This is a genomic window from Candidatus Sphingomonas phytovorans (genome assembly GCA_029202385.1).
In the GTDB taxonomy this organism is placed as follows: domain Bacteria; phylum Pseudomonadota; class Alphaproteobacteria; order Sphingomonadales; family Sphingomonadaceae; genus Sphingomonas; species Sphingomonas phytovorans.
Window position 1 is genome coordinate 4002416 of sequence record CP119314.1, and the last position, 24203, is coordinate 4026618.

Genomic DNA, 24203 nt, shown 5'->3' on the forward strand with positions numbered 1-24203 from the left:
ATAACAGCGGAAAACCAGGCTGAAACAGCGGAAAAACGGGGCGATCTGTCCGCTGCAACCGGAAAGAATCGCCCGACACGATACGGTCATGTGAAAGAGCCGGCAGGGCCCCAGGAGGCCCCGACCGCCCCCTCGCTGCCACGATCCGCCCCGATAGTGAATCAGGGCGCTCAGCCATAGGCGCGCCAGAAGAACACCGCCGTCGTGCCGGCCGTCACCAGCAGGGTCCAGAGGCGGATCACGAGCGGCGGCAGGACACGGCCGAGCCGGGCCCCGAAATAGCCGCCGACGATCGCGCCGAGCAGCATCGGCATACAGAAGACCCAGCGCACCATGCCGGCAAGGATGAAGATCAGCGCCGCCGCCGCATTGGCGGTGGCGACCATCAGGGTCCGCGCGCCGGCCATCTCGTGCGGTTCCTGATGCGCCAGCAGGCCGAAGGCCGCAGTCATCATCAGCCCGACGCCGCCGCCGAAATAGCCGCCATAAATGCCGAGCAGGATCTGCGTGACGACCAGCGTCCTCGGCCCGATCGCCACGCGCCGGTGCAGCGCCGCCGCCGCGCGCCGGCCGAAGGCAAGGACGATCGTCGCAAGCAGCAGCAGCCAGGGGATGACGATATCGAACAGCCGCGCCGGCGTCGCGACAAGCAACAGGCTGCCGGCTAGACCGCCCGCGAAGGTGATCGACGCGAGCAGCGGCATGCCGAATCCCGCCAGCGGCGCCAGATCCTTGCGATAGGCCCAGGCACTGGCCCCCAGGCCGGGCTGGAGCGCGACGTTGCTGGTCGCGTTGGCGACCGGGCTAGGCAGGCCAAGCGCGATCAGGGTCGGCATCGTGGCGAAGGTGCCACCCCCGGCAAGCGCATTCATCGCGCCGGCAAGCAGCCCGGCACCGGCCGCCAGCGCCAGCCCGGCGAGATCAGCCAAGCGCCGCCAGCTTTTCCTCGGCCTGGCGATCGAGCTCGGCGCGGCTCTTCTTCTCCGACGCGGTCTTGAGCTGGCCGCAGGCCGCATCGATGTCGCGCCCGCGTGGCGTACGCACCGGGGCCGAGATGCCGGCTTCGAAGATGATGCTGGAGAAGCTGCGGATCCGCTCCGGCGTCGAGCATTCGTACGGCGCGCCGGGCCAGGGGTTGAACGGAATCAGGTTCACCTTGGCGGGCAGGCGGTAATGCCGGATCAGCCTGACCAGTTCATGCGCGTCCTCGTCGCTGTCGTTCTTGTCGCGCAGCATGACATATTCGAAGGTGATGCGCCGCGCATTGTTGGCACCCGGATAGTCGGCGCACGCCTGGAGCAGTTCGGGAATGCCGTATTTGCGGTTGATCGGCACGATCTCGTCACGGACGTCCTTGGTGACGGCATGGAGCGAGACAGCGAGATTCACCCCGATCTCCGCCCCGGCGCGCGCCATCATCGGCACCACGCCCGAGGTCGAGAGCGTGATACGGCGCTTCGACAAGGCAAGGCCGTCGCCGTCCATCACCAGCTTGAGCGCATCGCGCACCGCGTCGAAATTATAGAGCGGCTCGCCCATGCCCATCATCACGATGTTGGTGAGCATTCGGCCCTCGGGCTGGCTCGGCCATTCGCCAAGGCCGTCGCGCGCGAGCATCACCTGGCCGACGATCTCGCCCGCGGTCAGGTTGCGCACCAGACGCATCGTGCCGGTGTGGCAGAAGCGGCAATTGAGCGTGCAGCCGACCTGGCTCGACACGCACAAGGTCCCCCGATCGGCATCGGGGATGAACACCATCTCGTAATCCTGCCCGTCCGGCGAGCGCAGCAGCCATTTGCGCGTGCCGTCGGTCGAGACCTGCGCCTCGACCACGTCGGGCCGGCCGATGACGAAGCGTTCGGCGAACCACGGATGCTGCGCCTTGGAGATGTCGGTCATCGCGGTGAAATCGGTCGCGCCGCGATTGTACATCCAGTGCCAGAGCTGCTTGGCGCGCAGCTTGGCCTGTTTCGGTTCCATGCCCGCCTCTTCGAGCGCGGCACGAATCGCTTCCCGGGGCAGGCCGATCAGATCGACCTTGCCATCCTCGCGAAGCGTCGGCGCACGCGGAACGGGCACGGGATCGATGTGCCCGGGAATGGGCATTGAATGCGTCGGGGTATCAAGCATGGCCCCGCACATAGGCGATTTCCCCGCCTTTTTCTACTGTGCCCCCGCAACCAAGGGCGTCGAGCGTCGTCGCCATCGCCCAGACCAGCGGCGTATGCGGCTCCTCGCCCAGTATTTCGACCAGGGCGCGGTTGTCCAGCGCGAAGGGATTCTGCCAGAAAGGCCGCATCTCGATCATCTCCCGCATCGTCGCGTTGAACGGCGCGATCAGCGGCAGCAGCACCCAGGGAAAGCCGCCGACCCTGATGCCGAGATTGCCCGTGGCGGTGCGGATCGCATCAGCCATGACGCTGCCATCGGCGTCCCAGATTCCCTGGAAATGATAACGGGCGAAGGCGGGCAGGGCGGCATCGCGATCGAGCAGGCGCGCAAAGGTCTCAGCGACGTCGGGAAGATAGGCCCAGGCATGGCCGACGCCCGCCGCGCCGGGATACATGATTCGTTTCACCGGCTTGCCCGGCGTGATCATGCCCTGCGACAGCCAGCTATTGCCCGGCCGGGGACCGAAGAAATCGCCGGCGCGCAGGATCAGGGCGCGCATGCCGCGATCGCACGCAGCCTCGATCGCGCGTTCCATCTCGACGCGCCATGCCCCTTTTTTCGTATTGGGCCGCTGCGGCGCATTCTCGGCAGCGACATGAACCGAGCGGGGATCGTAATTGTAGATGGTGCCCGGCAGCGCCAGCCGCGCCCCGACGCTTTCCGCCGCAGCGATGCTGTTGTCGAGCATCGGCATCACCAGTTTTTCCCAGTCGCGATAGCCGGGCGGGTTGACCGCGTGGACGATCGCCGAGGCACCCTGCGCCGCGCGCAGGACCGCCTCGCCATCGAGCGCGTCGCCGACGATCCAGTCGATGCCGTCACCGGGGCGGCCATCATCGCTACGGGGTGTGCGGGTCAGGCCGCGGACCTGCCATCCATGGGCGATCAGCGCGCGGGCCGTTTCGCCGCCAACTCCGCCAGTCGCACCGAGCACCAGGGCAATTTTTCCGTTCGTCATGGGTCGCCTCCATCGATTGATGGCGCGATTATGCGGCGATGTGGCCTGAGTTAAAATTGCCAGGCATGTATAGTCCGCCTATACATTTTTGATGAGCATCGACTGGGAACGACAACGCGCCTTCCTCGCCGTGCTGCGCGAGGGCAGCCTGTCGGCAGCGGCGCGCGCGCTGTCGGTCGCGCAGCCGACCGTGCGGCGGCGGATCGAGGAGCTCGAGGCCACGCTCGGCACCCCCCTGTTCACCCGCTCGTCGGGGGGACTGAACGCGACCGAGGCGGCGCTCGCGCTGCGCGACCATGCCGAGGCGATGGCGATGGCGGCCGACGCCTTTGTCCGCGCCGGATCGGCGGGCGCCCGGGAAATCGCCGGCACGGTGCGCGTCTCCGCCAGCGAGGTGGTGGCGGTTGAGGTCCTGCCGCCGATGCTGGCGGCGCTGCGCCGCCTGCACCCCGCGCTGGTGATCGAACTCTCCCCGAGCAATCGCAACGAGGATATGTTGCGGCGCGAGGCCGATATCGCGATTCGCATGGTCCGGCCGACCCAGAACGCGCTGGTCGCGCGGCGGATCGGCGCGGTGCCGCTCGGCCTGCATGCCCGGGCGGATTATCTGGCGGCGCACGGCACACCAAAGACATTCGAGGAAGTCCGGGCACTCGGCATCATCGGCGTGGAGCATGACAATGCCGTGCTGCGCGCCCTTCAGACCCGCTATGCCATCAGCTTCGCCGACTTCATCTTCCGCACCGACAGCGACCTCGCCCAGGTCGCCGCGATCAGGGCCGGGATCGGCATCGGCATCTGCCAGGTTCCGCTGGCCGCACGCGACCCGGCGCTGGTCCGCCTGTTGCCGGACACCTTCAACATCGATCTCGATACCTGGGTCGTGATGCACGAGGACATGCGCGGCGTTGCCAGGATCAAGACGACCTTCGACTATCTGGCAGGGGGACTGACCGACTATCTTCGCGCGCAGCCGAGCGTCGCGGCGTCGATCGCGGTCGCCGCGCCGCGCAGGGGATAGACGTCGGCGAAGGGCTGACCGCCCTTGCCCAATGTCTCGACGCTCATGCTCCGGCCCGACCGGATCGCCGCGACCACCGCCGCGTCGGTGCGCGTGTCGGGCGCCCAGGCATCGGCATTGCCCGCGACCAGCTCGAAGCGGCGCTCCCCGACCGACAGGGTCACACGGGCGCGCGGGTCACGCTCCCGGCTGAGGCGGATGTGGAGCTGGTTGCGCGCCGCCTGGCCGGGCCAGGTGGCGATGCTGGCAAAGGGCCGCCAGCCCGCGGCCCGGCCCGGCCTGACCGGTTCGGCGATAGCGAAGCACCGGCGGGGCGAGGCATCGCTGAACGCCCCCCAGCTATCGAAGACGCCGAGCGAATCGCGCGCCGCCACAGGCGCTGCCGCCAGCAACGATGCCGGCACCAGCAGGGGCAGCGCCCGTTTCATGCCGGGGAATAACCTGTGCCGACATGCACGACCGTCTCGACGCCGCGCTCGATCATCACCACCGAGCCTTGAGTCAGGCCCGGCGCGGCAGGCGCACCAATCGCCGGGATCGGGGCAGCCCCGGTCATCACGCCGCGCAGCACGCGGCTGGAGATACCATGCATGATCACCAGCCGGTCGCCGGGATCCTGATCCGTGTCGTCGAGCCAGCAGGAGACACGCGCCGCGATCTCGGGATAAATCTCGCCATCCGGTGCCGGCGTGAGCATCGCGTGGACCGGATCGAACACCGGCCCGACCTCTGCGATGACATCGGCGTAATAACGCCCGCCCCAGCTGCCCATGCCGATCTCGACCAGCCGAGCGTCGGTTTTCGCCTGGTGCCAGTCGAGCTCGAGATGTTCGGCGATCACCGCGAGCGTCTGCAGCGCCCTGCCGGTCGGCGAGGCCCACATCGTCAAGATCGGCTTCGCGCCGAGGGCAGCGCGCAGCGCGCGGCCCATTTCCTCGGCCTGCATGAATCCGGCGCGGGTCAGCGGTGTATGCGGATGATCGCCCTGGAGCCGGTGCGCGGCGTTGAACACCGTCTCGCCATGACGCGCGATGAAGTCCCGACCCAGCCTCATGCGACACCCCCGCCCTGCCCTTGAAATTCCTCCGGGCCTTCGTCCCCGGGCGGGGCAAAAGCAACGCTTTTCCTCACTGCCCAAGGTTCAGCGGGTGCCCTGCAATGAGCGCAAGACGTTCGACAATGTTTCCCGATGGCAAGCGATGATGTCCGACCGACCGGGGGCCCGCGCCTTGGAATTGCCTGTCCCGGTTTCAAGCCCGTGTGGCGCAAAAGCAACGCTTTTCCTTGTTTATCTGAGGTTCATGCAACTTCGAGCGCGCACGCCTATTTCCCGCTTCCCGGCCCAACACTGTCGGGAATGTTCAACGGAGTCATCGTTATGCGTAAGCTTGTTATCACCGCCGCCACTGCTGCTCTCGGCTTCGGTCTCGCCGCCCCCGCCTTCGCGCAGGACCAGGCACCCTTCACCGGCGTTCGGGTCGAAGCCCTGGGCGGCTATGATCATGTCAGCGACGGCGATTCCAATTCGACCGGCAAGGACGGTTTCACCTATGGCGGCGCGCTCGGCTATGACGCGCAGGTCGGCGGCGTCGTGCTCGGCGTCGAGGGCGAAGTCACCGGTTCCACCACCAAGATCCGCGCAGCCAATGTGCTGACCGCCGGCGACCGCCTCCGCGTCAGCGCGGGCCGCGATTTCTATGTCGGTGGCCGCATCGGCTATGCCGTCTCGCCGCGCGCGCTGATCTACGCCAAGGCCGGCTACACCAACGCCCGGATCAACACCGATTATGCGGTCGGTACCGCGCGGATCGAGGACCACACCAACCTCGACGGCTACCGTGTCGGCGGCGGCATCGAATATAACGTCACGCCGAAGGCCTATGTGAAGGCGGAATACCGCTACTCGCATTACGGCGAAGCCGGCAATTACGACATCAACGCCAACCGCAATCAGGTGCTGGGCGGCATCGGCTACCGCTTCTGAGCCGAATCGTCTGTTAACAGGCGTAAAACAAGGGGTCGGGGCGCTTGCCCCGGCCCCTTTTATCGTTAAGGAAAGGAGACGGCGAATTGCCCCCGGTGCGCATGCTCGGAGGGAAAGAAATGGGCGGCGGCCCGGGGGAACGAGATGAAGGCGACGATCGAACGCGCAACGCTGTTGAAGGGCCTCAGCCACGTCCAGTCGGTGGTCGAGCGCCGGAACACGATCCCGATCCTGTCCAACGTGCTGATCGAGGCGACCGCCGATGGCGGGCTGAAGCTGATGGCGACCGACCTGGATCTCCAGATCAACGAGACCGTCTCGGCCGCCGTCGACCAGCCCGGCGCGACCACCGTTTCAGCCCACACCCTGTTCGACATCGCGCGCAAGCTGCCCGAGGGCAGCCAGGTCAGCCTTGCCGCCGCCGACGGCAAGATGACGATCATGGCGGGCCGCGCCAAGTTCCAGCTCGGGACCCTGCCGCGCGACGATTTCCCGGTGATCGCCGAGGGCGAGCTGCCGGTCAGCTTCGAGCTGCCGGCCGAGACGCTGAAGCAGATCATCGACAAGACGCGCTTCGCCATCTCGACTGAAGAGACGCGCTATTATCTCAACGGCATCTTCTGGCACGTGTCGGACGATCCCCAGCCGGTGCTGAAGGCAGCCGCGACCGACGGCCATCGCCTCGCCCGCGTGACGATGCCGCGCCCCGACGGCGCCGAGGGCATGCCCGACGTGATCATCCCGCGGAAATGCGTGGCTGAACTGCGCAAGCTGCTCGACGAGATCGACGGCTCGGTCGGCGTGTCGCTGTCGCCCACCAAGATCCGGTTCGACCTGGGCCAGGCGCTGCTGACGTCGAAGCTGATCGACGGGACCTTCCCGGATTACAGCCGCGTGATCCCGACCGGCAACGACAAGATCCTGAAGATCGACCCGCGCAGCTTCGAGGAAGGCGTCGACCGCGTGTCGACCATCGCGACCGAGAAGACGCGGGCGGTGAAGATGGGCCTCGACCGCGACAAGATCATCCTGTCGGTGACGAGCCCCGAAAACGGCACCGCCGCCGAAGAAGTCCCGGGCGATTATGCCGCGATGCCGTTCGAGATCGGCTTCAACAGCCGCTATCTGCTCGACATCCTCGGCCAGCTCGAAGGCGACACGATCGAGGTCCACCTCGCCGACGCCGCCGCCCCGACGCTGATCCGCGAGAACGACAAGTCGTCGGCGCTTTACGTATTGATGCCGATGCGGGTGTGATGCGCTGAGGCCTGATTGGCCTCGCCATCGTCCTATCGCCATCCGCAATGGCAATGCCGGGCGGAAGAAGCTCCACGCGAATGCGGCGCCCCTGTCAGTCGCCTCGGGCCGATTTCGGTACGTCGGGGCATCGTGCCGGATTTCCGGCCGAAGCACAGGGAATGCCTACAAGGCCGCTACGCTTCATTTTCAGTCGCGGCGTGCGCCCGATCAATCATGGCGCGCGCCGGGCAGAGCCTCGCGATCGCTATCATATATCAGCTTGACTTGCACATCGACAAAGGCGGACGCGCCGGGGCGGTATGAGGTTGCCCCGGCGCTTGAGCGCGTCGTCACCCGAGCTATCGATCAGCGCGCGCCGCCAGCTCGACATTCCCGCGCGCCGCGTTTTCCAGTGCCGCCGCACGCTGGCCGGCGATCTTCTCAAGCGCTACCCGCCGGCAATGGAAGACGGCCAGCCTGCGCTGCATGTCCAGCGCCCCGTCCTCGACGCAGATTCGGGAAACGGCGCGCTCGATCCTGCGGTCAAGCATCCGCACGCCGGACGGGCTTTTCAGGTTCAGGTCGCGATAGGCGATATGAACATCGGCGGGATTTTCGATCGCGTGGGCGGCGTTGGGTAAAATGGCGCTCAGGAGAGCAACCGGGATCAACAATTTCAGCATGGGAGCGTCCTTCGTTCGTCGTGATCGACGCCGTCCGTCTTGACTCCACGCCGTGGCAGATACCAACAAAGCGACAGACGCCATCTGCAAGCTGTCCTTATAGGTGATCGATGCTTCCAATCCCGCCCTTGTCCGCTGTCCGCGTGTTCGAGGCCGCATCGCGCCACGAGAATTTCAGCCGCGCGGCCGAGGAGCTGGCGATGACCCAGGCCGGGGTCAGCTATCAGATGAAGCTACTGGAGGAGCGCCTGGGCGCACCGTTGTTCATCCGCAAGGGCCGCAGCATGATCCTGACCGATCTCGGCCGCCGGATCGCGCCGCGGGTCACCGATGCGTTCAAGGCGCTAGGCGACGCCTTCGCCATCGCGCGCGCCGAGAGCGATACGATCCTCGGCATCACGGCGCCCCGCACCCTTGCCACCAACTGGCTCGCCGGCCGGCTCGGCGAATTCCACATCGCCCACCCCGATCTCGCGGTGCGCCTCGACGCGACCGACCAGATGGTGGATCTCGAGTCGAGCGAATTCGATGTCGCCATTCGGGGTCTGCCGGCGCCCGCGCCCGGCCTGGTATCGCATTTCCTGATGCGGATGCCGGTGACGCCGCTGGTGAACCCTTCCTTCCTGGCGAGCCACCCGCTTGAAACGCTCGCTGACCTGCGGTCGACCGTGCGCCTGTCACCGGACGACGACTGGTGGGATCTCTGGTTCGAATCGCAGGAGGTCGGCGATGGGGGAGGGGCCGGCCCCACCGGCATCCGTTTCGAATCGCAGGTGCTCGATGGTCATGCGGCGATCGCCGGCCACGGCGTTGCTGTCCTGAGCCCGCCGATGTTCCAGCCGGCGATCGACGCCGGCCTTCTGGTCCAGCCATTCCCGCATGTGGCGACCTATGGCAACGCCTTCTGGCTGGTGTACCCGGAGCACAAGCGCAACATGGCGAAGGTCCGCGCCCTGCGCGACTGGCTGCTCGATGCCGTCAGGCGCGCGGCCGGGGACGATCCCTACGGCATCCTCGTGCCGCTGCCCGATCCCGGCCCGACACAGTCTGCCTGATTCGCGCCCCCCGGATTCGCGCCGCGTGATCCGGCGCGGATGTCGGGGAAGGGACAGATTGCGACCCTGTCGCACGTTCGGTCTTGCATTTCCGTGGCGAGCGCCTTATTAACATGATTGTCAGTAAGGATCGAGTCGATGGCAAAGCTTCCTCCCCTCCCCGGTACGACCGGACGTCGCGACTGGCGGACCGCATTCGATGCGATCCGCAAGCTGCTCGCCGATGGCGACGATACGACTCAGGTGTTCCGTATCATGCACGCGCTCAACGTCGGCAGCACGGCAGCGAATTACGGCAAGTTCATCGCCACCGGAGAGGGCGGGCGCATGGCCTATGAGCGGATCGAGCTGGCCGAACGCTTCGTCGACAGGGCCTATGTCGCGTCGTTCGCGCCCGGCACGGTCGGTGCCGCCTATCGCCATTTCCTCGAAACGACCGGTTATTCGGCGGACGGGCTTGCCGACATCAGCAAGATCAACCGCGAAGAGGACATGCCGCACCCCTATGCCTGGTTCGGCCGGCGCATCCGCGACACGCACGACATCTGGCACGTGCTGACGGGATACAAGGCCGACGAAAGCATGGGCGAGGCGGCGCTGGTCGCGTTCAGCTATGCCCAGGTCGGCGGTCTCGGCTGGGCGTTCATCGGCGGGGCGGCCGCGCTGAAGAGCATCCGCGTCACCGGCAGCACCCTGTTCGCCCGCGCGGTGATCGAAGGGTATCGCAACGGCCGCAAGGCGAAATGGGTCGCCGGCGAGGATTACGAGAAGCTGATGCACGAGCCGATCGAGGCCGCGCGCGCGCGGCTCGGCATCCCGACGCCGACCGCCTATCTGCACGCGCAGCGCGAGCTTGGGGCCGAGCTTGCCTCCTATCTCAGCGCGCGCAAGGACAAGAGCGCCGTTCCGGAACAGCTCGCCGCCTGATCATTCGCGTTCGGGCACCGGCACGTTGAAGCCGTTGAGCGTCATCGAGACCAGCGCATAAAGGCCGACGAGATAGATCAGCTCGTTCGCGCCGTGCTGGCCGAAGGTGTCGACCGCCAGCCGGTAGCAGGGTTCCGGCAGCACACCCCCGTTCACCAGCGCGAAGGCGACGTCATAGGCGACGCCTTCTTCCGCATCGAGATCGGCCGGCTTCACGTTCGCGCAAAGCTCGGACAAGCGCTTGGGCGGCATGCCTTCGCGCTCGGCGACGGCGATGTGCGCGTAGAGTTCATAGGCGGCGTCGAAATGCGCCCCGGTCACCAGGATCGCGACCTGACGCGCCGGGTCCGGCAGGGTCGCCTGCATCGACATCGCCTTGGTCAGATCCCACACCGCCTTGCCGATCACCGGCTCGTGCAGCCAGGGATTCCACGGGCCCATCAGGGCGCCGTTGTCAGCCAGCGTCTTGAAATCGCTGAAATTCGACGCGATGCCCTGTTTCATGTCGGCATAAAGCGGCTTCTGGGCATCGGTCAGGTCGGCGGGGGCGATCAGCGGGAGGCGCATGGGCAATATCCTTTGCGGACGACTCGGGCGCATGGCGAGCGGCGCGCCCGACCCCGCTATAGCGGCACTTCGCGAAAACGGCGCGACAGCACGGGAAACGCGCTAAGGCTGCCGCAATGCTGTCTCGCCTCGTCCTTACCGATTTCCGTAATCATGCCGATGCCGTGATCGAGCCCGGCCCGGGCTTCGTGGTGCTGACCGGGGAGAATGGCGCGGGCAAGACCAATATCCTCGAAGCGGTATCGCTGCTCGCGCCGGGGCGCGGGCTTCGCCGCGCGGCACTGGGGGAGATGGCGCGGCAGGGGGGAAGCGGGGGATTCGGGGTGGCCGCGGCCCTTGCGGGCGAGGTCGAGATCGCCACCGGGACTCAGCCGACCGCGCCGGAACGCCGGATCGTCCGTGTCCAAAGCGCGCCGGCGGCGGCGACCGCGCTGGCCGAATGGCTGACCGTGCTGTGGCTCACGCCAGCGATGGACCGCCTCTTCGTCGAGCCGGCGAGCGAGCGGCGGCGCTTCCTCGACCGGCTGACCCTTGCGCTGAACCCGGGCCATGCGGTCCATTCGAACCGCTACGAGGCGGCGATGCGGGCGCGCAATCGCCTGCTGGCCGAGGCGAACGAGGGAATCCGCGCCGCCGATCCGGAATGGCTGAGCGCGCTCGAGGCGCAGATGGCTGAGCATGGCACAGCGATCGATACGGCCCGGCGCGAGGCGGTGGCGGCGCTCGCCGCGCGGCTGGCGGAGCAGCCCGAGGGGCCGTTCGCGCGAGCCGGCCTCATGCTTGAGGGCTGGACCGGGGCAGGCGAGACTCTCGCAGCCGACCTCGCCCAGGGTCGCCGCCGCGATACCGTGGCGGGCCGAACGCTGGCCGGCCCGCACCGTACCGACCTGGCCGTCACGCATCTCGCCAAGGGGCAGGCCGCCGCCCTGTGCTCCACCGGCGAGCAGAAGGCCCTGCTACTCAGCATCATCCTCGCCCATGCCGACCTGGTCGCCGAGCGGATCGGGCAGGAACCTGTCCTGCTGCTCGACGAGGTCGCGGCGCATCTCGACCCAATGCGCCGCGCCGCGCTGTTCGACCGGCTTGCCGGCAAGGGACAGATATGGATGACCGGCACCGAATCCGCCCTGTTCGACGGGATCGGTCCCGATGCCTTCCGCCTGACGCTTGGACCGGCGCAACGCTGAACCTCGACTGTCGAAGCGGCTCATTGGGCGTTCAAGCGCCGGGCGGCAGACGCCTGCCATGGCGGGGGCCATGGGAGAAGACCAATGACGAAGAACCCGATGATAGCCACGGCGCTGGCCGCGATCGCCGTCGTGACAGGGGCCACCCCAGCGCTGGCGCAGGACCGCTGGGACTGGGGCGGCGGGCGCGCGGGCGACCGCGATTATGGCCTGACGGGCGCGGGCGTGCCGATCCTCTATCCCGAATTGCGCCGGACCAATCGCGGCCGGGCCTTTGTGATGCGCAATTTCGATTTCAACCATGACGGCCGGATCAGCCCGCGCGAGGCCGATGCCGCCAACCGGGCCTTCGCCCGGATCGCCGGCCAGCGCCGCGACCGGTTCGACTGGGAATCGCATGACCGCGTCGTGGTGGTCGACCAGGGCCGCGGCGGCGGATGGGACCATGGCGCAATGCGCAGCTATGGTTTCCGCCAGACCACACGCGGCGCGACCCTGCGGCTGCAGGAGGACGTGCTGTTCCGCACCGACAGCGCCGAACTTCGCCCCGGCGCGATCGAGAAACTGCGGCCCCTCGCCGGCTATCTGCGGGCCGAGCCGGGCGTGCGGGTGGCGATCGACGGCTATACCGACTCCCGCGGGACCGACGCACACAACCAGGCGCTGTCGGAACGCCGCGCCGCCAGCGTGCGGACCGCGTTCGACGATCTGGGCGTGACGCGCGCCCGCTTCTCGGTGGTCGGGCATGGCAAGGCCGATCCGGTGGCGACCGATGCAACGCCGGCCGGCATGCGCCAGAACCGCCGGGTCGAGGTGACCCTGCTCGGCCAGCGCGCGGATCGCTTCGCCCGCGCCGACTGAGCCGGAGAACCGGATACCGCGGGACGGTCGTCCGCCGGGAGCGGGCGGCCGTCCGGCCTTGGCATTTTGCTTCCGTTTCCGTGCCCGAATCCCTATATGCTCGGCATGGCAGAAGATCCCAACAAGAACGACTATGGCGCCGATTCAATCAAGGTGCTCAAGGGCCTCGACGCGGTCCGCAAACGCCCCGGCATGTATATCGGCGATACCGACGATGGTTCGGGCCTCCACCACATGGTGTTCGAGGTTTCCGACAACGCGATCGACGAGGCGCTGGCCGGCCATTGCGACCGGATCGACATCACGCTGAATCCGGACGGCTCGGTCTCGGTGACCGACAATGGCCGCGGTATCCCGACGGGCATCCACTCCGAGGAAGGCGTGTCGGCGGCCGAGGTCATCATGACCCAGCTCCATGCCGGCGGGAAGTTCGAGAACACCTCCGACGACAATGCGTACAAGGTCTCCGGCGGCCTGCACGGCGTTGGCGTCTCGGTGGTCAACGCGCTCAGCGAATGGCTCGACCTGACGATCTGGCGCGACAATGAAGAACATTACATGCGCTTCGCGTTCGGCGACGCGGTCGCGCCGCTGAAGGTCGTCGGCCCCGCCGAGGGCAAGAAGGGCACGCGCGTGACCTTCTTCCCGTCGCCCGCCACCTTCAAGATCACCGAATTCGACTTCGAGAAGCTCGAGCATCGCTATCGCGAGCTTGCCTTCCTCAATTCAGGCGTGCGCCTGTTCCTGAGCGACGCGCGGCACGAGGAGACCAAGACGGTCGAGCTCTATTACGAGGGCGGCATCGCCGCGTTCGTGAAATATCTCGACCGCAACAAGGTCGCGCTGATGCCCGATCCGGTCGCGATCGCCGGGACCCGCGATGACGTGACGATCGACGTCGCGCTCGAATGGAACGACAGCTATTACGAAAACGTCCTCTGCTTCACCAACAACATCCCGCAGCGTGACGGCGGCACGCATCTGGCGGCGTTCCGCGCCGCGCTGACCCGCACGCTCAACAATTATGCCGACAAATCGGGCCTCCTGAAGAAGGAGAAGGTGACGCTGACCGGCGACGACATGCGCGAGGGCCTGACCGCGATCGTCTCGGTCAAGCTGCCCGATCCGAAGTTCAGCTCGCAGACCAAGGACAAGCTGGTCTCGTCCGAGGTACGCCAGCCGCTCGAAAGCCTGATGGCCGACAAGCTGGCCGAATGGCTCGAGGAGAATCCGGCGCACGGCAAGGCGATCGTCGCCAAGATCATCGACGCAGCCGCGGCGCGCGAAGCCGCCAAGAAGGCGCGCGAGCTGACCCGGCGCAAGGGCGTGATGGACATCGCCTCGCTGCCCGGCAAGCTCGCCGACTGCCAGGAGCGCGATCCGGCCAAGTCCGAGCTGTTCCTGGTCGAGGGTGACTCGGCCGGCGGCTCCGCCAAGCAGGGCCGCGACCGGCATTTCCAGGCGATCCTTCCTCTGCGCGGCAAGATCCTGAACGTCGAGCGCGCGCGCTTCGACCGGATGCTGTCGAGCCGCGAGATCGGCACGCTGATCCAGGCGATGGGCACCGGCATCGGCCGCGACGATTTCAACGTGGAGAAGCTGCGTTACCACAAGATCGTCATCATGACCGACGCAGACGTCGACGGCGCGCATATCCGCACGCTGCTGCTGACCTTCTTCTACCGGCAGATGCCCGAGATCATCAGCAACGGGCACCTCTTCATCGCCCAGCCGCCGCTGTACAAGGCGACGCGGGGCCGGTCCGAAGTGTATCTGAAGGACGACAATGCGCTCGACGAATATCTCGTCGAGAACGGCGTCGCGTCGACCGTGCTTGAAGGCGCCGGCGGGGCGCGGAACGGCGCTGACCTGCGGTCGCTCGTCGACCATGCGCGGCGGATGCGTACCCTCATGCGGTACGTGCCGCGCCGTTACGACCCGACCATGGTCGAGGCGCTGGCTATGAGCGGCGTGCTCGACCCGGCCCTGTCAAACGAGGCACGCGGCGTGCTGCTCGAAACGGTGGTGCGCGGGCTCGACGCGGCCGACGCGGACGCACGCTGGTCGGCCTCGGTCACCGAGGAAGGCAGCATCCAGTTCAAGCGTGTCTGGCGCGGCGTGACCGATCATCACATCATCGAGGCGGCGTTCCTCGGTTCGGCCGAGGCGCGCAAGCTCCACACGCTGGCGGTCGAACAGGGTGATGCCTTCGCCCAGACAGCCAAGCTCGTATCGACCAAGGCGGCCGCCGCCGCGCAGGCCGAAGCCGACGCGGCGGAGGAAGAGGATGACGCCCCCGTCACGGTCGGCAAGGGCGAGACGATGGTCGCGCGGCCGAGCCAGCTGCTCGATGCGATCCTGCTGGCGGGGCGCAAGGGCCTGGCGATCTCGCGCTACAAGGGCCTGGGCGAGATGAACGCCGAGCAGCTTTGGGAAACCACGCTCGATCCGCAGAACCGCTCGATGCTCCGGGTCGAGATCGAGCAGGCCGATGTGGCCGACGAGATCTTCACCCGGCTGATGGGCGATGTCGTCGAGCCCCGCCGCGAGTTCATCCAGGACAATGCGCTGAGCGTGGTGAACCTGGACGTGTAGTAGAAACTCTGGAGTAAGGTGATACGTTGCTATTTTATAGCAATACACTGTTCGTTTTAGCCGATTGGTTGCCCGCAGCGACGTCGGCTGAAACGCGGCATAGCGGCCACATGGACGTAAAATAGCCGGAACGATGCGTCTTCCGGATTTCGAAGCGCGCGCTTCTGATCGTCTGGATATGCCCTCGTTCGTGCGCGAGAAGCGAAGGGTCTTGCCGTCATTACCCCGCCACGGAGAGACGCGGGAAGCGATCACCAAAGAGCGCGAGCAGAACTCCGTAGATCATGATTGCCGCGCCGATGAGTCGTGCGGGGGTGGCGCTCCGCGGCGCCGTGCACGGCCTGCGCTGAGATCGGAAGCCAGTGACGATCTTGAGCCACAAGCTCGTCCCCTCGGCGCGGTTGCGCGCGTCGAATTCCTCGAGCGCCTTCAGGTCGAAGCCCACCTCGCCCAAGTCATAGTGCAACCCGGGCCGATGGCGACCACGCGCCCGCGATTGCCATCGCCGTTTACGGCCACGCCAAACTGGCGATGGTCGACGGTCTGTCCCAGAGAATAGCCGTTGACGCCGAGCCGCAGCTTCCTGGCGACTGGGTAGCTGGCCGAATGTTCGAAGTGAAACAGGTCGCCCGAGCTGTAGTCGGTCGCTTTGTTGCGGGTGTTGAAGATGTAGATGGCCTCGCTGCGAGACGCTGCCGTCACTTTTCGACGGAGAAGCCGGGAATATAGAGCGAGGCAATCCTGTCGACGAACTTATCGGGCGAAGCGCCCATCAGGTTCGTCAGAACGACGATCGAGAGATCGTCCTGGGGATAGATGAATATGGCGGCGCGGGCTCCGCCGACGGGTGTGATCGCAGGATGATCGGCACGCCGGGCGGATGGCCATCCCAGTCCATAGCCATTTATGGTGGAGCTGAAGCCGCGATAGGTTCCGTCTTTCTGCGGCTGCGGTTTCCAGAGCTGTTCCAGGCTGTCCTTGTTGACAAGCTTCTGTTTTTGCAGCGCGATAACCCACTTTGCCAAATCGGTCGACGTGGTTCGGACGCCACCGGCCGGGAACAGGATTTCTGTCCACGGTTCACCGCGCACAAACGGAAGCTTGCTCCGTTCGACGCCGACGGTCTTCATCCCATCAATCTTCAACGTCAAATGCGTATAGAGTTGCGCTTCTTGAGGTTTGGTTGTGGCGCCGGTCACATCGGCAAAGCGCGTCCGTTCCATTCCGACGGCGTCGAACTGCCGATCGTGCACGAAGTCGGCATAGGACTTCCCCGTGAGCTTCTCGATGATCTTCCCCATCACGACATAGTTGGTCTGGGTATAGTCGAATTTCGTCCCCGGTGAGAGCTTGAGGGGAAGCGCCTGCACCTTTGCCCAGGCGGCTTCGGGTTCGGCGCCGTCGAGCAGCCGGAGGTTGTCGTCCGAAATCTCGGGCAGCCCCGACATGTGACTCAGAAGCTGGCGAACGGTAATGCCGCTCCACGATTCCGGAAGCGCTTCGAGATAGGTTCGGATCGGCGCGTCGAGATCCAGCTTTCCGGCCTCGACGAGCTGCATCGCCGCGACACCGGCAACGGCCTTGCTCATCGAGTTGACCGGGAAGACGGTTTGTTTGGTTACGCGGGTCGAGGTTTCGATATTCGCCTGACCATAAGCGCCGGTGAATATGATCTTGCCATGCCGTACGACCGTCAACTGGAGCCCCGGAATGCCGCGCTCGGCCATCTCGCTCTGGACCAACTGTTCGATTGCGACGGTCTTGTTATCTGCCTCCGCCAACGACGATGTGCGGGCGTTCGCACTGGCGGGAAGGCCGCCCATGGCTGCAATCAGGCCGATTGCGGCGGAAATTTTGTCGAGCATTAGTTGGTGATCCCGAAGCGTGAGAAATACAGCGGCTGCTATTGTGTGTTGAAATATCTATGCGGCGTTGCGGTCGCCAAAGCGGGATGAGCGGCGGCGCGTTCGTCTCGGTGATTGAGCGATGTGTTGTTCATGCCATCGGTTGAGCCGTTTGCGGCGCGCTCCGCTACCATGGCTCGGTCAATGGCACCCCTTCATCGGTGAATGGTGGCGCGTCTCGGTCAGTTGCAATCTGGAGGGAACGCATGTGGCAAATCCCGCTCTTCACCTTCTTCCTGATGGAATGCATGTCCCCGGCGCAAGCCCGGAATAGCTCTTGGCAACTCTGCCGTGGCGCGGCGGCTCGGGCCAGCCCGGCGTTCAGCGACTGCCGCCCGATTTCAGATTCTATCGATCCTCAAGGCCGGGAAATCCGGATACGATTCATTGGCCATGCCCCGTCCGATTCGCGCGCGCGCGTCCCGTATGTGGCCGGGGTTGCTTCATCGGAGGCTTGGCTCAACGGCCGGTATCCAGGAACGAACGGCACCCCGGCCCCACCGCGCAGGACGAAGCACCCGGACGTTATCAGGCGATCTTCCCATCCGCGATGCCGCATTTGAAAGTCGAGCATGTCAGCACGCACTGATATTGCGGAGATTTCAGATCTCGGGACCGGGGCAAGGCGGCCTTCTCGAATCTTAAATCACCGATTCACATGTGCCCGAACTGGTTGAGAGGTCTCCGATCCGCCTCCGCGGGATCGCTGACCTTCCAACCAGCACAATCGCTTTAAGGAATCGGTTGTAATCGGCGATTTTCTGTGGCCCCCATTTGCAACAATCGCCGTAAGGCAGACCAAGCAAAGGAGACGGGCATGAGGGTTGCACTGACAGGTGTCGCGATCGTGGCGCTGATGGCGACGGCGGCGGTCGCGAAAGACCATCCCGCCGCCCAGACCCGGAAGGCCGTCTCCGCCGCTCTTGCCGATCCCGCGCGCGCCGACCAGGCGGTCGACGATGCACGCCGCAAGGCGGCCGAGACGCTGATCTTCTCGGGCGTCGGCCCTGGCGACACGGTGATCGATTACCTGCCAGGCAAGGGATATTGGACGCGCATCTTCACTGGCGTCGTCGGTGCCAAGGGGCATGTCTATCCGATGTGGCCGGCCGTCGCCGCCAGCCGCGCCACCGCGACCGTCGATGACCTGAAGGGCCGCAAGCTGGCGAACGTCACGCCGATGGTGCAGACCGTCGATATTCCGGCGAGCGACAAGCCGGTCGACCTGTTCTGGACGGTCGAGAATTACCATGACGTCGCCAATGCCGGCGGCGAGGCAGCGCTCGCAGCGGTGAACAAGGGCGTGTTCAACCTGCTGAAGCCGGGCGGCACCTATATCGTGGTCGACCACGCCAGCGCGGCCGGCACCGGCATCACCACCACCAGCACGCTGCACCGGATCGATCCCGCGGCGGTGAAGGCGCAGGTGATCGCCGCCGGATTCACCTTTGTCGGCGAGAGCGACGCGCTGCGCAATCCGGCCGACGACCACAGCCTCAAGGTGTTCGACCCGGCGATTCGCGGCCACACCGACCAGTTCATCTACAAATTCCGCAAGCCGGGCTGATCCGGTACCGGAGACAAGAGGGAGGATGGGAATGATCGCTCGATCGACAATCGCGCTGCTGCTTGCGGGATGCGTGATCGGAGGGTGTGGACAGGCCAGTCCTCCCAAACCCGTCGACGTCGCCGCGACCGCCGCTGATCCAGCGCGCGCGCAGGATGTCGGGCAGGACGCACGCCGGCATGGGCCGGAGATACTGGCCTTTTCCGGCTTGTCCAAAGGCGGGGTGGTGATCGACCTGATCCCCGGCGGCGGATACTGGACCCGGCTGTTCGCCCGGGCGGTCGGGCCCAAGGGCCATGTCTATGGCATCTGGCCCAAGCCCTATGCCCTGGAAGCCCGGGGTGATGTGGTTGCCTATGGCAAGCTCGCCGCCACCCCCGAGTTCGGCAATGTCAGCGGATCGATCAAGCCGGCGACCGAGATCACCGCACCGATCAAGGCCGATCTCGTCTTCACCTCGCAGAATTACCACGACTATCCTGACAAGTTCATGGGATCGCTCGATCCGGCGGTGCTCAACAAGGGCGCGTTCGCCGCGTTGAAGCCGGGCGGCATCTTCCTGATCATCGACCATGCAGCGGCGGCGGGATCGGGCATGCGCGATACCGATACGCTCCACCGGATCGACCCGGCGATCGTGAAGCGGCAGGTGACGGCAGCAGGTTTCGAATTCGTCGGCGAGAACAAACTGCTCGCCAATCCGGCGGACGACCATCACCTGCCGGTGTTCGACAAGACGATCCGCGGGAAGACCGATCAGTTCATCTACAAGTTCCGCAGGCCGGGTTAGGCACGGGACCCACCATCATGCCGGACTTTTTCCGGCATCAACCGTGCGGCAGGAATCGCAGCCGAGGCTCTTGCGGAACGGTGGACCCCGGAACAAGTCCGGGGTGACGTTTATTTGAAACCGATCCGGTCGACCACGAACGCTACCCGTTCGGCAATGCTCGTGCGAGGCAGTTCGATCAGCTCATAGTCGTAGCTGCGATAGGTCGCGACCATGACCGCGAAGGTCGCTTCCGCCACGTCCGGCGACTGCTTGCGCTCGGCATCGCCAGTGAAGATCTCCGGCCAGAAGGGCGCGATGAAGACGCGGGGGTTGTAGCGGCAGGTCCGCGCCGCTTCGTCGATGTGAGGGGGGACCGGCAGGCCCGAGACCCGCAGGAAGCCGGCGACATCCGGTACGCCGCGATCGAGCATGGTGACGACGCCACCCGCCAGCGCAGCCTCGCGGGCCGCCATGTCCCGCACCACCATCAATTCGGCAAAGGCCTGCTGGTCGGCCCAGGGCAGGGCGTTGCCGCCGGTCGCCAGTTGTTCGCGGATTACCGCGCGGCCGACTTCGGGACTGGTCGCGACGCCCGCCGCGGCGAGCGCCTCTATCAGGGTCGTCTTGCCTGATCCGGGACCGCCGGTGAGGACGAAGAGGCGGTCGCTATCCATGGGCAGAACATAAGGGCGGGGCGACGCGGGAGTAAATCCCGCGTCTCGTCGGTCGCGGCTCTGGCCGCGCCGGCCGGTCGAACTGTTGCGAGCGGGCTTCGCCGCTCGCACCGGCAGGCAGCTTCGCTGCGCGCCTACAGTTTCTCCGTCAGTTCCGGCACGATCTTGAAGAGATCGCCGACCAGGCCGATGTCAGCGACCTGGAAGATCGGGGCGTCCTCGTCCTTGTTGATCGCGATGATCGTCTTGGAATCCTTCATGCCCGCCAGATGCTGGATCGCGCCGGAGATCCCGATCGCGATATAGACCTCTGGAGCGACGATCTTGCCGGTCTGGCCGACCTGATAGTCGTTGGGCACATAACCAGCGTCCACTGCGGCGCGCGACGCGCCGACGCCGGCGCCAAGCTTGTCGGCCAGCGGCTCAATGATCGAGTGGAAATTCTCGCTGTTCTGCAGCGCGCGGCCACCCGACACGATAATCTTCGCGCTGGTCAGTTCCGGACGCTCTGACTTGGCGATCTCAGCGCCGGCAAAGGTCGACAGACCCGTATCGCCGGTCGAAGTGACCGCTTCGATCGTGCCCGAACCACCTTCGGTCGCTGCCTTCTCGAACGCCGTGCCGCGCACGGTGACCACCAGCTTCTTGTCGCTGGTCTGGACGGTCGCGATGGCGTTGCCGGCATAGATCGGGCGGGTGAAGGTATCAGCGCTTTCCACCGACAGGATGTCGCTGATCTGCATCACGTCGAGCAGGGCGGCGACGCGCGGTGCGATGTTCTTGCCGTTCGAGGTGGCCGGGAACAGCACCGCGTCATGATGCCCCATCAGCTCGACGACAAGCGGCGCGACATTTTCGGCGAGCACATGCGCATAGGCAGCGTCGTCGGCGACATGGACCTTGCCCACGCCAGCGATCTTCGCGGCTTCGGCCGCAACGCCGTCGACGCCCTGGCCGGCGACGAGCAGATGAACTTCGCCGAGCTTCGACGCGGCGGTGACCACGGCGAGCGTTGCGTCCTTGACGGCCTTGCCGTCATGTTCGACCCAGACGAGCGTCTTCATTTCGCGACTCCCATCGCCTTTAGCTTGGCCACCAGTTCATCGACATCGGCGACCTTCACGCCGGCCGAGCGCTTGGCGGGCTCGACCACCTTGAGCGTGGTCAGGCGCGGGGCGACATCGACGCCGTAATCGGGCGGAGTCTTCTGCGCCAGCGGCTTCGACTTGGCCTTCATGATGTTCGGGAGCGACGCATAGCGCGGCTCGTTGAGACGCAGATCAGTCGTGATGATCGCCGGGAGCTTCAGCGTCTCGGTCTCCGAGCCGCCATCGACTTCGCGCGTCACCGTGACCGAGTCGCTGGCCAGATCGACCTTCGACGCGAAGGTCGCCTGACCCACGCCGAGCAGGCCGGCCAGCATCTGGCCGGTCTGGTTGTTGTCGTCATCGATCGCCTGCTTGCCGAGGATGACCAGATCGGGCTTTTCCTCCTCGACGATCTTCGCCAGCAGCTTGGCAACGCCGAGCGGCTCGACCTTGTCGTCCGACACGACGAGGATCGCGCGGTCGGCGCCCATTGCCAGCGCGGTGCGCAGCGTTTCCTGAGCCTTCGCCTCGCCGATCGAGACGACGACGATCTCCGTGACGCCCTTGTCCTTGAGCCGGATCGCCTCTTCGACCGCGATCTCGTCGAACGGGTTCATGCTCATCTTGACGTTGGCGAGGTCGACCCCCGTCCCATCGGCCTTCACCCGGGGCTTTACGTTATAGTCAAGCACACGCTTGACCGGGACCACCACCTTCATCGCAAACTCTCCTGCGTCCAAACCAGTCCCTGGGGAGGAAGGCCGGGTATGATTAGCGCGTTACGCCGCGGCCTTCACCTCGGCGACGATCTTGCGGGCGGCATCGCCCAGATCGTTGGCGGGAACGATCGCCAGACCCGATGTCGAAAGGATCTTCTTGCCTTCCTCGACATTGGTGCCCTCAAGGCGAACGACCAGCGGCACCGAGAGGTTCACTTCCTTCGCCGCGGCGACGATGCCCTCGGCGATGATGTCGCACTTCATGATGCCGCCGAAGATGTTGACCAGGATTCCCTTCACGGCCGGGTCGGCGAGAATGATCTTGAACGCCGCCGTCACCTTCTCCTTGTTGGCGCCGCCGCCGACATCGAGGAAGTTGGCCGGGAACATGCCGTTGAGCTTGATGATGTCCATCGTCGCCATGGCAAGGCCGGCGCCGTTGACCATGCAGCCGATATCGCCGTCGAGCTTGATATAGGCGAGGTCGTATTTCGACGCTTCGAGCTCCGAAGGATCCTCCTCGGTCTCGTCGCGCAGCTCCATCAGGTCCTTGTGACGGAACAGGGCGTTGGTGTCGAAGCCAACCTTGGCGTCGAGCACCAGCAGCTTCCCGTCATCAGTGACGGCGAGCGGGTTGATTTCGATCTGCGAGGCATCGGTGCCGAGGAACGCATCGTACAGCTTCGACGCGACATTGGCTGCCTGCTTGGCGAGATCGCCCTTGAGGCCGAGCGCGTTCGCCACGGCGCGGCCGTGATGCGGCATGAAGCCGGTCGCCGGATCGACGTCGAAGGTCTGGATCTTTTCCGGCGTGTCGTGCGCGACGGTTTCGATGTCCATGCCGCCTTCGGTCGAGACGACCATGGCGACCCGGCCGGTGGCGCGATCGACCAGCAAGGCGAGGTAGAATTCCTTGGCGATGTCGACGCCGTCGGTCACGTAGAGGCGGTTGACCTGCTTGCCATGCTCGCCGGTCTGCACCGTGACGAGCGTGTTGCCGAGCATGTCGGTCGCCGCCGCGCGAACCTCATCAGCGGTCTTCGCCAGCCGGACGCCGCCCTTGGCGTCGGGGCCGAGTTCCTTGAACTTGCCCTTGCCGCGGCCACCGGCGTGAATCTGCGCCTTCACCACATAAAGCGGCCCGGGCAGCTTGCCTGCCGCGGCCACTGCCTCATCCACGCTGAGCGCTGCAAAGCCCGCGGGAACGGGCACGCCGAATTTCGCGAGCAGCTCTTTGGCCTGGTATTCGTGGATGTTCATGGGGCTCACATGCCTTTCGAAGATCGGGGATGCAGGAGCCTTAAGCACAGGGTGGGCGGCGAATCCACCCCTGCAAGCGTCATCGCGCCAGGCCGGTCGCGCAGAGGGCGGCCGAGCTGGCCGTCACGCCGACGATCTCCGGGTCCCTGAGCGAGCGCACGCGGTGGAGGAGCTGGTCGAGATCGTGCGACTGCTGCGCCTTGCCGAGTCCGGCGAGGCGGCGGAGCTGAAGGATCGAGAGGCGATCGACCATGCGCGAGGCCATGCAGGCAGCGACCGGTTTCGAGATGCCGGCACTGACAAGACCGTCGCGCGTCATCGACTCGGGAGAGGAACAGGCAGCCAGCACCAGCAACGCGGGCATTGTCAAAATCCCGAGCGCCAAAATCATCCGCATGCGACCATCCTATCGTGCAACCCAGCCCCCGGGCCGCTATATCGCCAGCCATGCATTGGACAACCGGCCTTATCCTGTTCGCTCTGACCGTGACGGGCATGGAGGGGTTCGCCTATGTCGCGCACCGCTGGATCATGCACGGGCCGGGCTGGTTCCTGCACGAGAGCCATCACCGCCCGCGCACCGGGCATTGGGAACTGAACGATCTCTATGCGGTGATCTTCGCCCTGCCGTCGATCGTGCTGCTGCTCGGCGGGGTTCAGCTCGGCTGGTGGTCTGGCTTCACCTGGATCGGCGCCGGGATCGCTGCCTATGGCGCGATCTATTTCGGGTTCCACGACATCATCGTGCATAAGCGGCTGAACCACCGCTATCTGCCGAAATCCGTCTATATGAAGCGGATCATCCAGGCGCACCGGCTCCACCATGTGGTGGAGACAAAGGCGGGCACGGTGAGCTTCGGCTTTCTCTGGGCGCCGAAACCCGAGATACTGAAGGCAGAGCTCAAGCGGCGGGGCCATGCCGGAGTCCGCGCGCCGGCCGGCGAAAGCGTCGAGCGGAGCTGAACCATTC

At 65.7% G+C, this 24203-nt stretch carries 25 protein-coding genes; 11 read left to right on the forward strand and 14 right to left on the reverse strand.

Annotated features, from left to right (window positions below; translation table 11 throughout):
- Nucleotides 1-170: 170 nt before the first annotated feature.
- Genes P0Y59_18380 through P0Y59_18390 form a run of 3 tightly spaced genes read right to left on the reverse strand, consistent with a single transcriptional unit; the run spans nt 171 to nt 3130 of the window.
- On the reverse strand, nt 171-929 hold the full coding sequence (locus P0Y59_18380; GenBank protein ID WEJ98891.1) for a sulfite exporter TauE/SafE family protein: 759 nt from the start codon (nt 927-929) through the stop codon (nt 171-173).
- Nucleotides 922-2130: a 23S rRNA (adenine(2503)-C(2))-methyltransferase RlmN gene (gene rlmN, locus P0Y59_18385; protein ID WEJ98892.1), complete on the reverse strand. Its 1209-nt coding sequence runs from the start codon at nt 2128-2130 to the stop codon at nt 922-924. Before rlmN ends, P0Y59_18380 begins: the two co-directional genes overlap by 8 nt.
- A complete protein-coding gene (locus P0Y59_18390) occupies nt 2123-3130 on the reverse strand; it encodes an NAD(P)H-binding protein (GenBank protein ID WEJ98893.1) in 1008 nt (335 codons plus the stop codon). The genes rlmN and P0Y59_18390 overlap by 8 nt, the downstream gene beginning before the upstream one ends.
- Before the next feature lie 91 nt (nt 3131-3221).
- Between P0Y59_18390 and P0Y59_18395 the strand changes: the two genes are divergently transcribed.
- Nucleotides 3222-4151, forward strand: coding sequence for a LysR family transcriptional regulator (locus tag P0Y59_18395; GenBank protein ID WEJ98894.1), 930 nt, complete (start codon nt 3222-3224; stop codon nt 4149-4151).
- Here the strand turns inward: P0Y59_18395 and P0Y59_18400 are convergent.
- Both P0Y59_18400 and P0Y59_18405 read right to left on the reverse strand, forming a co-directional pair.
- Nucleotides 4088-4579 (reverse strand): hypothetical protein, encoded by a 492-nt coding sequence (locus P0Y59_18400; GenBank protein ID WEJ98895.1) that lies wholly within the window; start codon nt 4577-4579, stop codon nt 4088-4090. The two genes, P0Y59_18395 and P0Y59_18400, sit on opposite strands and share 64 nt — an antisense overlap.
- Nucleotides 4576-5205 carry a histidine phosphatase family protein gene (locus tag P0Y59_18405; GenBank protein ID WEJ98896.1) on the reverse strand — a complete coding sequence of 210 codons (630 nt, stop codon included), beginning with the start codon at nt 5203-5205 and terminating at the stop codon, nt 4576-4578. Before P0Y59_18405 ends, P0Y59_18400 begins: the two co-directional genes overlap by 4 nt.
- Nucleotides 5206-5529: 324 nt before the next feature.
- Between P0Y59_18405 and P0Y59_18410 the strand changes: the two genes are divergently transcribed.
- Both P0Y59_18410 and dnaN read left to right on the forward strand, forming a co-directional pair.
- Nucleotides 5530-6135, forward strand: a complete 606-nt coding sequence (locus P0Y59_18410; protein ID WEJ98897.1) for an outer membrane beta-barrel protein — start codon at nt 5530-5532, stop codon at nt 6133-6135.
- Nucleotides 6136-6279: 144 nt separating this feature from the next.
- Nucleotides 6280-7392 (forward strand): DNA polymerase III subunit beta, encoded by a 1113-nt coding sequence (dnaN, locus tag P0Y59_18415; GenBank protein ID WEJ98898.1) that lies wholly within the window; start codon nt 6280-6282, stop codon nt 7390-7392.
- A 341-nt stretch (nt 7393-7733) separates the two neighbouring features.
- Here the strand turns inward: dnaN and P0Y59_18420 are convergent, their stop codons facing one another.
- Nucleotides 7734-8177 carry a UrcA family protein gene (locus P0Y59_18420; protein ID WEJ98899.1) on the reverse strand — a complete coding sequence of 148 codons (444 nt, stop codon included), beginning with the start codon at nt 8175-8177 and terminating at the stop codon, nt 7734-7736.
- Here P0Y59_18420 and P0Y59_18425 point away from each other — a divergent pair.
- Together P0Y59_18425 and P0Y59_18430 are read left to right on the forward strand one after the other, a co-directional pair.
- Nucleotides 8168-9112 carry a LysR substrate-binding domain-containing protein gene (locus P0Y59_18425; protein ID WEJ98900.1) on the forward strand — a complete coding sequence of 315 codons (945 nt, stop codon included), beginning with the start codon at nt 8168-8170 and terminating at the stop codon, nt 9110-9112. The two genes, P0Y59_18420 and P0Y59_18425, sit on opposite strands and share 10 nt — an antisense overlap.
- 138 nt (nt 9113-9250) lie before the next feature.
- A complete protein-coding gene (locus P0Y59_18430) occupies nt 9251-10039 on the forward strand; it encodes a Coq4 family protein (protein ID WEJ98901.1) in 789 nt (262 codons plus the stop codon).
- Here P0Y59_18430 and P0Y59_18435 read toward each other — a convergent pair whose 3' ends face one another.
- Nucleotides 10040-10606 carry a carboxymuconolactone decarboxylase family protein gene (locus P0Y59_18435; GenBank protein WEJ98902.1) on the reverse strand — a complete coding sequence of 189 codons (567 nt, stop codon included), beginning with the start codon at nt 10604-10606 and terminating at the stop codon, nt 10040-10042.
- A 116-nt stretch (nt 10607-10722) separates the two neighbouring features.
- On the opposite strand from P0Y59_18435, the gene recF reads away from it, so the two are divergent.
- From recF to gyrB, 3 genes are all read left to right on the forward strand, one after another.
- Complete coding sequence (gene recF / locus P0Y59_18440) at nt 10723-11793, forward strand: DNA replication/repair protein RecF (GenBank protein WEJ98903.1); 1071 nt, start codon at nt 10723-10725, stop codon at nt 11791-11793.
- An 84-nt stretch (nt 11794-11877) separates the two neighbouring features.
- A complete protein-coding gene (locus P0Y59_18445) occupies nt 11878-12654 on the forward strand; it encodes an OmpA family protein (GenBank protein WEJ98904.1) in 777 nt (258 codons plus the stop codon).
- Between the two features lie 105 nt (nt 12655-12759).
- Nucleotides 12760-15249: a DNA topoisomerase (ATP-hydrolyzing) subunit B gene (gyrB, locus tag P0Y59_18450; protein ID WEJ98905.1), complete on the forward strand. Its 2490-nt coding sequence runs from the start codon at nt 12760-12762 to the stop codon at nt 15247-15249.
- 220 nt (nt 15250-15469) lie between these two features.
- Here the strand turns inward: gyrB and P0Y59_18455 are convergent, their stop codons facing one another.
- Complete coding sequence (locus tag P0Y59_18455; protein ID WEJ98906.1) at nt 15470-15715, reverse strand: hypothetical protein; 246 nt, start codon at nt 15713-15715, stop codon at nt 15470-15472.
- A 232-nt stretch (nt 15716-15947) separates the two neighbouring features.
- Nucleotides 15948-17114, reverse strand: coding sequence for a serine hydrolase (locus tag P0Y59_18460; GenBank protein ID WEJ98907.1), 1167 nt, complete (start codon nt 17112-17114; stop codon nt 15948-15950).
- 856 nt (nt 17115-17970) lie between these two features.
- Between P0Y59_18460 and P0Y59_18465 the strand changes: the two genes are divergently transcribed.
- Together P0Y59_18465 and P0Y59_18470 are read left to right on the forward strand one after the other, a co-directional pair.
- Nucleotides 17971-18720: a methyltransferase gene (locus tag P0Y59_18465; GenBank protein ID WEJ98908.1), complete on the forward strand. Its 750-nt coding sequence runs from the start codon at nt 17971-17973 to the stop codon at nt 18718-18720.
- A gap of 31 nt (nt 18721-18751) precedes the next feature.
- Nucleotides 18752-19510: a methyltransferase gene (locus tag P0Y59_18470; protein ID WEJ98909.1), complete on the forward strand. Its 759-nt coding sequence runs from the start codon at nt 18752-18754 to the stop codon at nt 19508-19510.
- Nucleotides 19511-19620: 110 nt separating this feature from the next.
- Here the strand turns inward: P0Y59_18470 and P0Y59_18475 are convergent, their stop codons facing one another.
- The 5 genes from P0Y59_18475 to P0Y59_18495 all read right to left on the reverse strand — a co-directional run bounded on the left by P0Y59_18475 (nt 19621) and on the right by P0Y59_18495 (nt 23630).
- Nucleotides 19621-20166: an AAA family ATPase gene (locus P0Y59_18475; protein ID WEJ98910.1), complete on the reverse strand. Its 546-nt coding sequence runs from the start codon at nt 20164-20166 to the stop codon at nt 19621-19623.
- Between the two features lie 134 nt (nt 20167-20300).
- On the reverse strand, nt 20301-21230 hold the full coding sequence (locus P0Y59_18480; protein WEJ98911.1) for an electron transfer flavoprotein subunit alpha/FixB family protein: 930 nt from the start codon (nt 21228-21230) through the stop codon (nt 20301-20303).
- Nucleotides 21227-21973 (reverse strand): electron transfer flavoprotein subunit beta/FixA family protein, encoded by a 747-nt coding sequence (locus P0Y59_18485; protein WEJ98912.1) that lies wholly within the window; start codon nt 21971-21973, stop codon nt 21227-21229. The genes P0Y59_18480 and P0Y59_18485 overlap by 4 nt, the downstream gene beginning before the upstream one ends.
- Before the next feature lie 60 nt (nt 21974-22033).
- Nucleotides 22034-23233: an ADP-forming succinate--CoA ligase subunit beta gene (sucC, locus tag P0Y59_18490; GenBank protein ID WEJ98913.1), complete on the reverse strand. Its 1200-nt coding sequence runs from the start codon at nt 23231-23233 to the stop codon at nt 22034-22036.
- A 79-nt stretch (nt 23234-23312) separates the two neighbouring features.
- Nucleotides 23313-23630: a hypothetical protein gene (locus P0Y59_18495; GenBank protein WEJ98914.1), complete on the reverse strand. Its 318-nt coding sequence runs from the start codon at nt 23628-23630 to the stop codon at nt 23313-23315.
- 50 nt (nt 23631-23680) lie between these two features.
- Here P0Y59_18495 and P0Y59_18500 point away from each other — a divergent pair, with 50 nt between their 5' ends.
- Nucleotides 23681-24196 carry a sterol desaturase family protein gene (locus P0Y59_18500; GenBank protein ID WEJ98915.1) on the forward strand — a complete coding sequence of 172 codons (516 nt, stop codon included), beginning with the start codon at nt 23681-23683 and terminating at the stop codon, nt 24194-24196.
- The last annotated feature ends 7 nt before the right edge of the window (nt 24197-24203 follow it).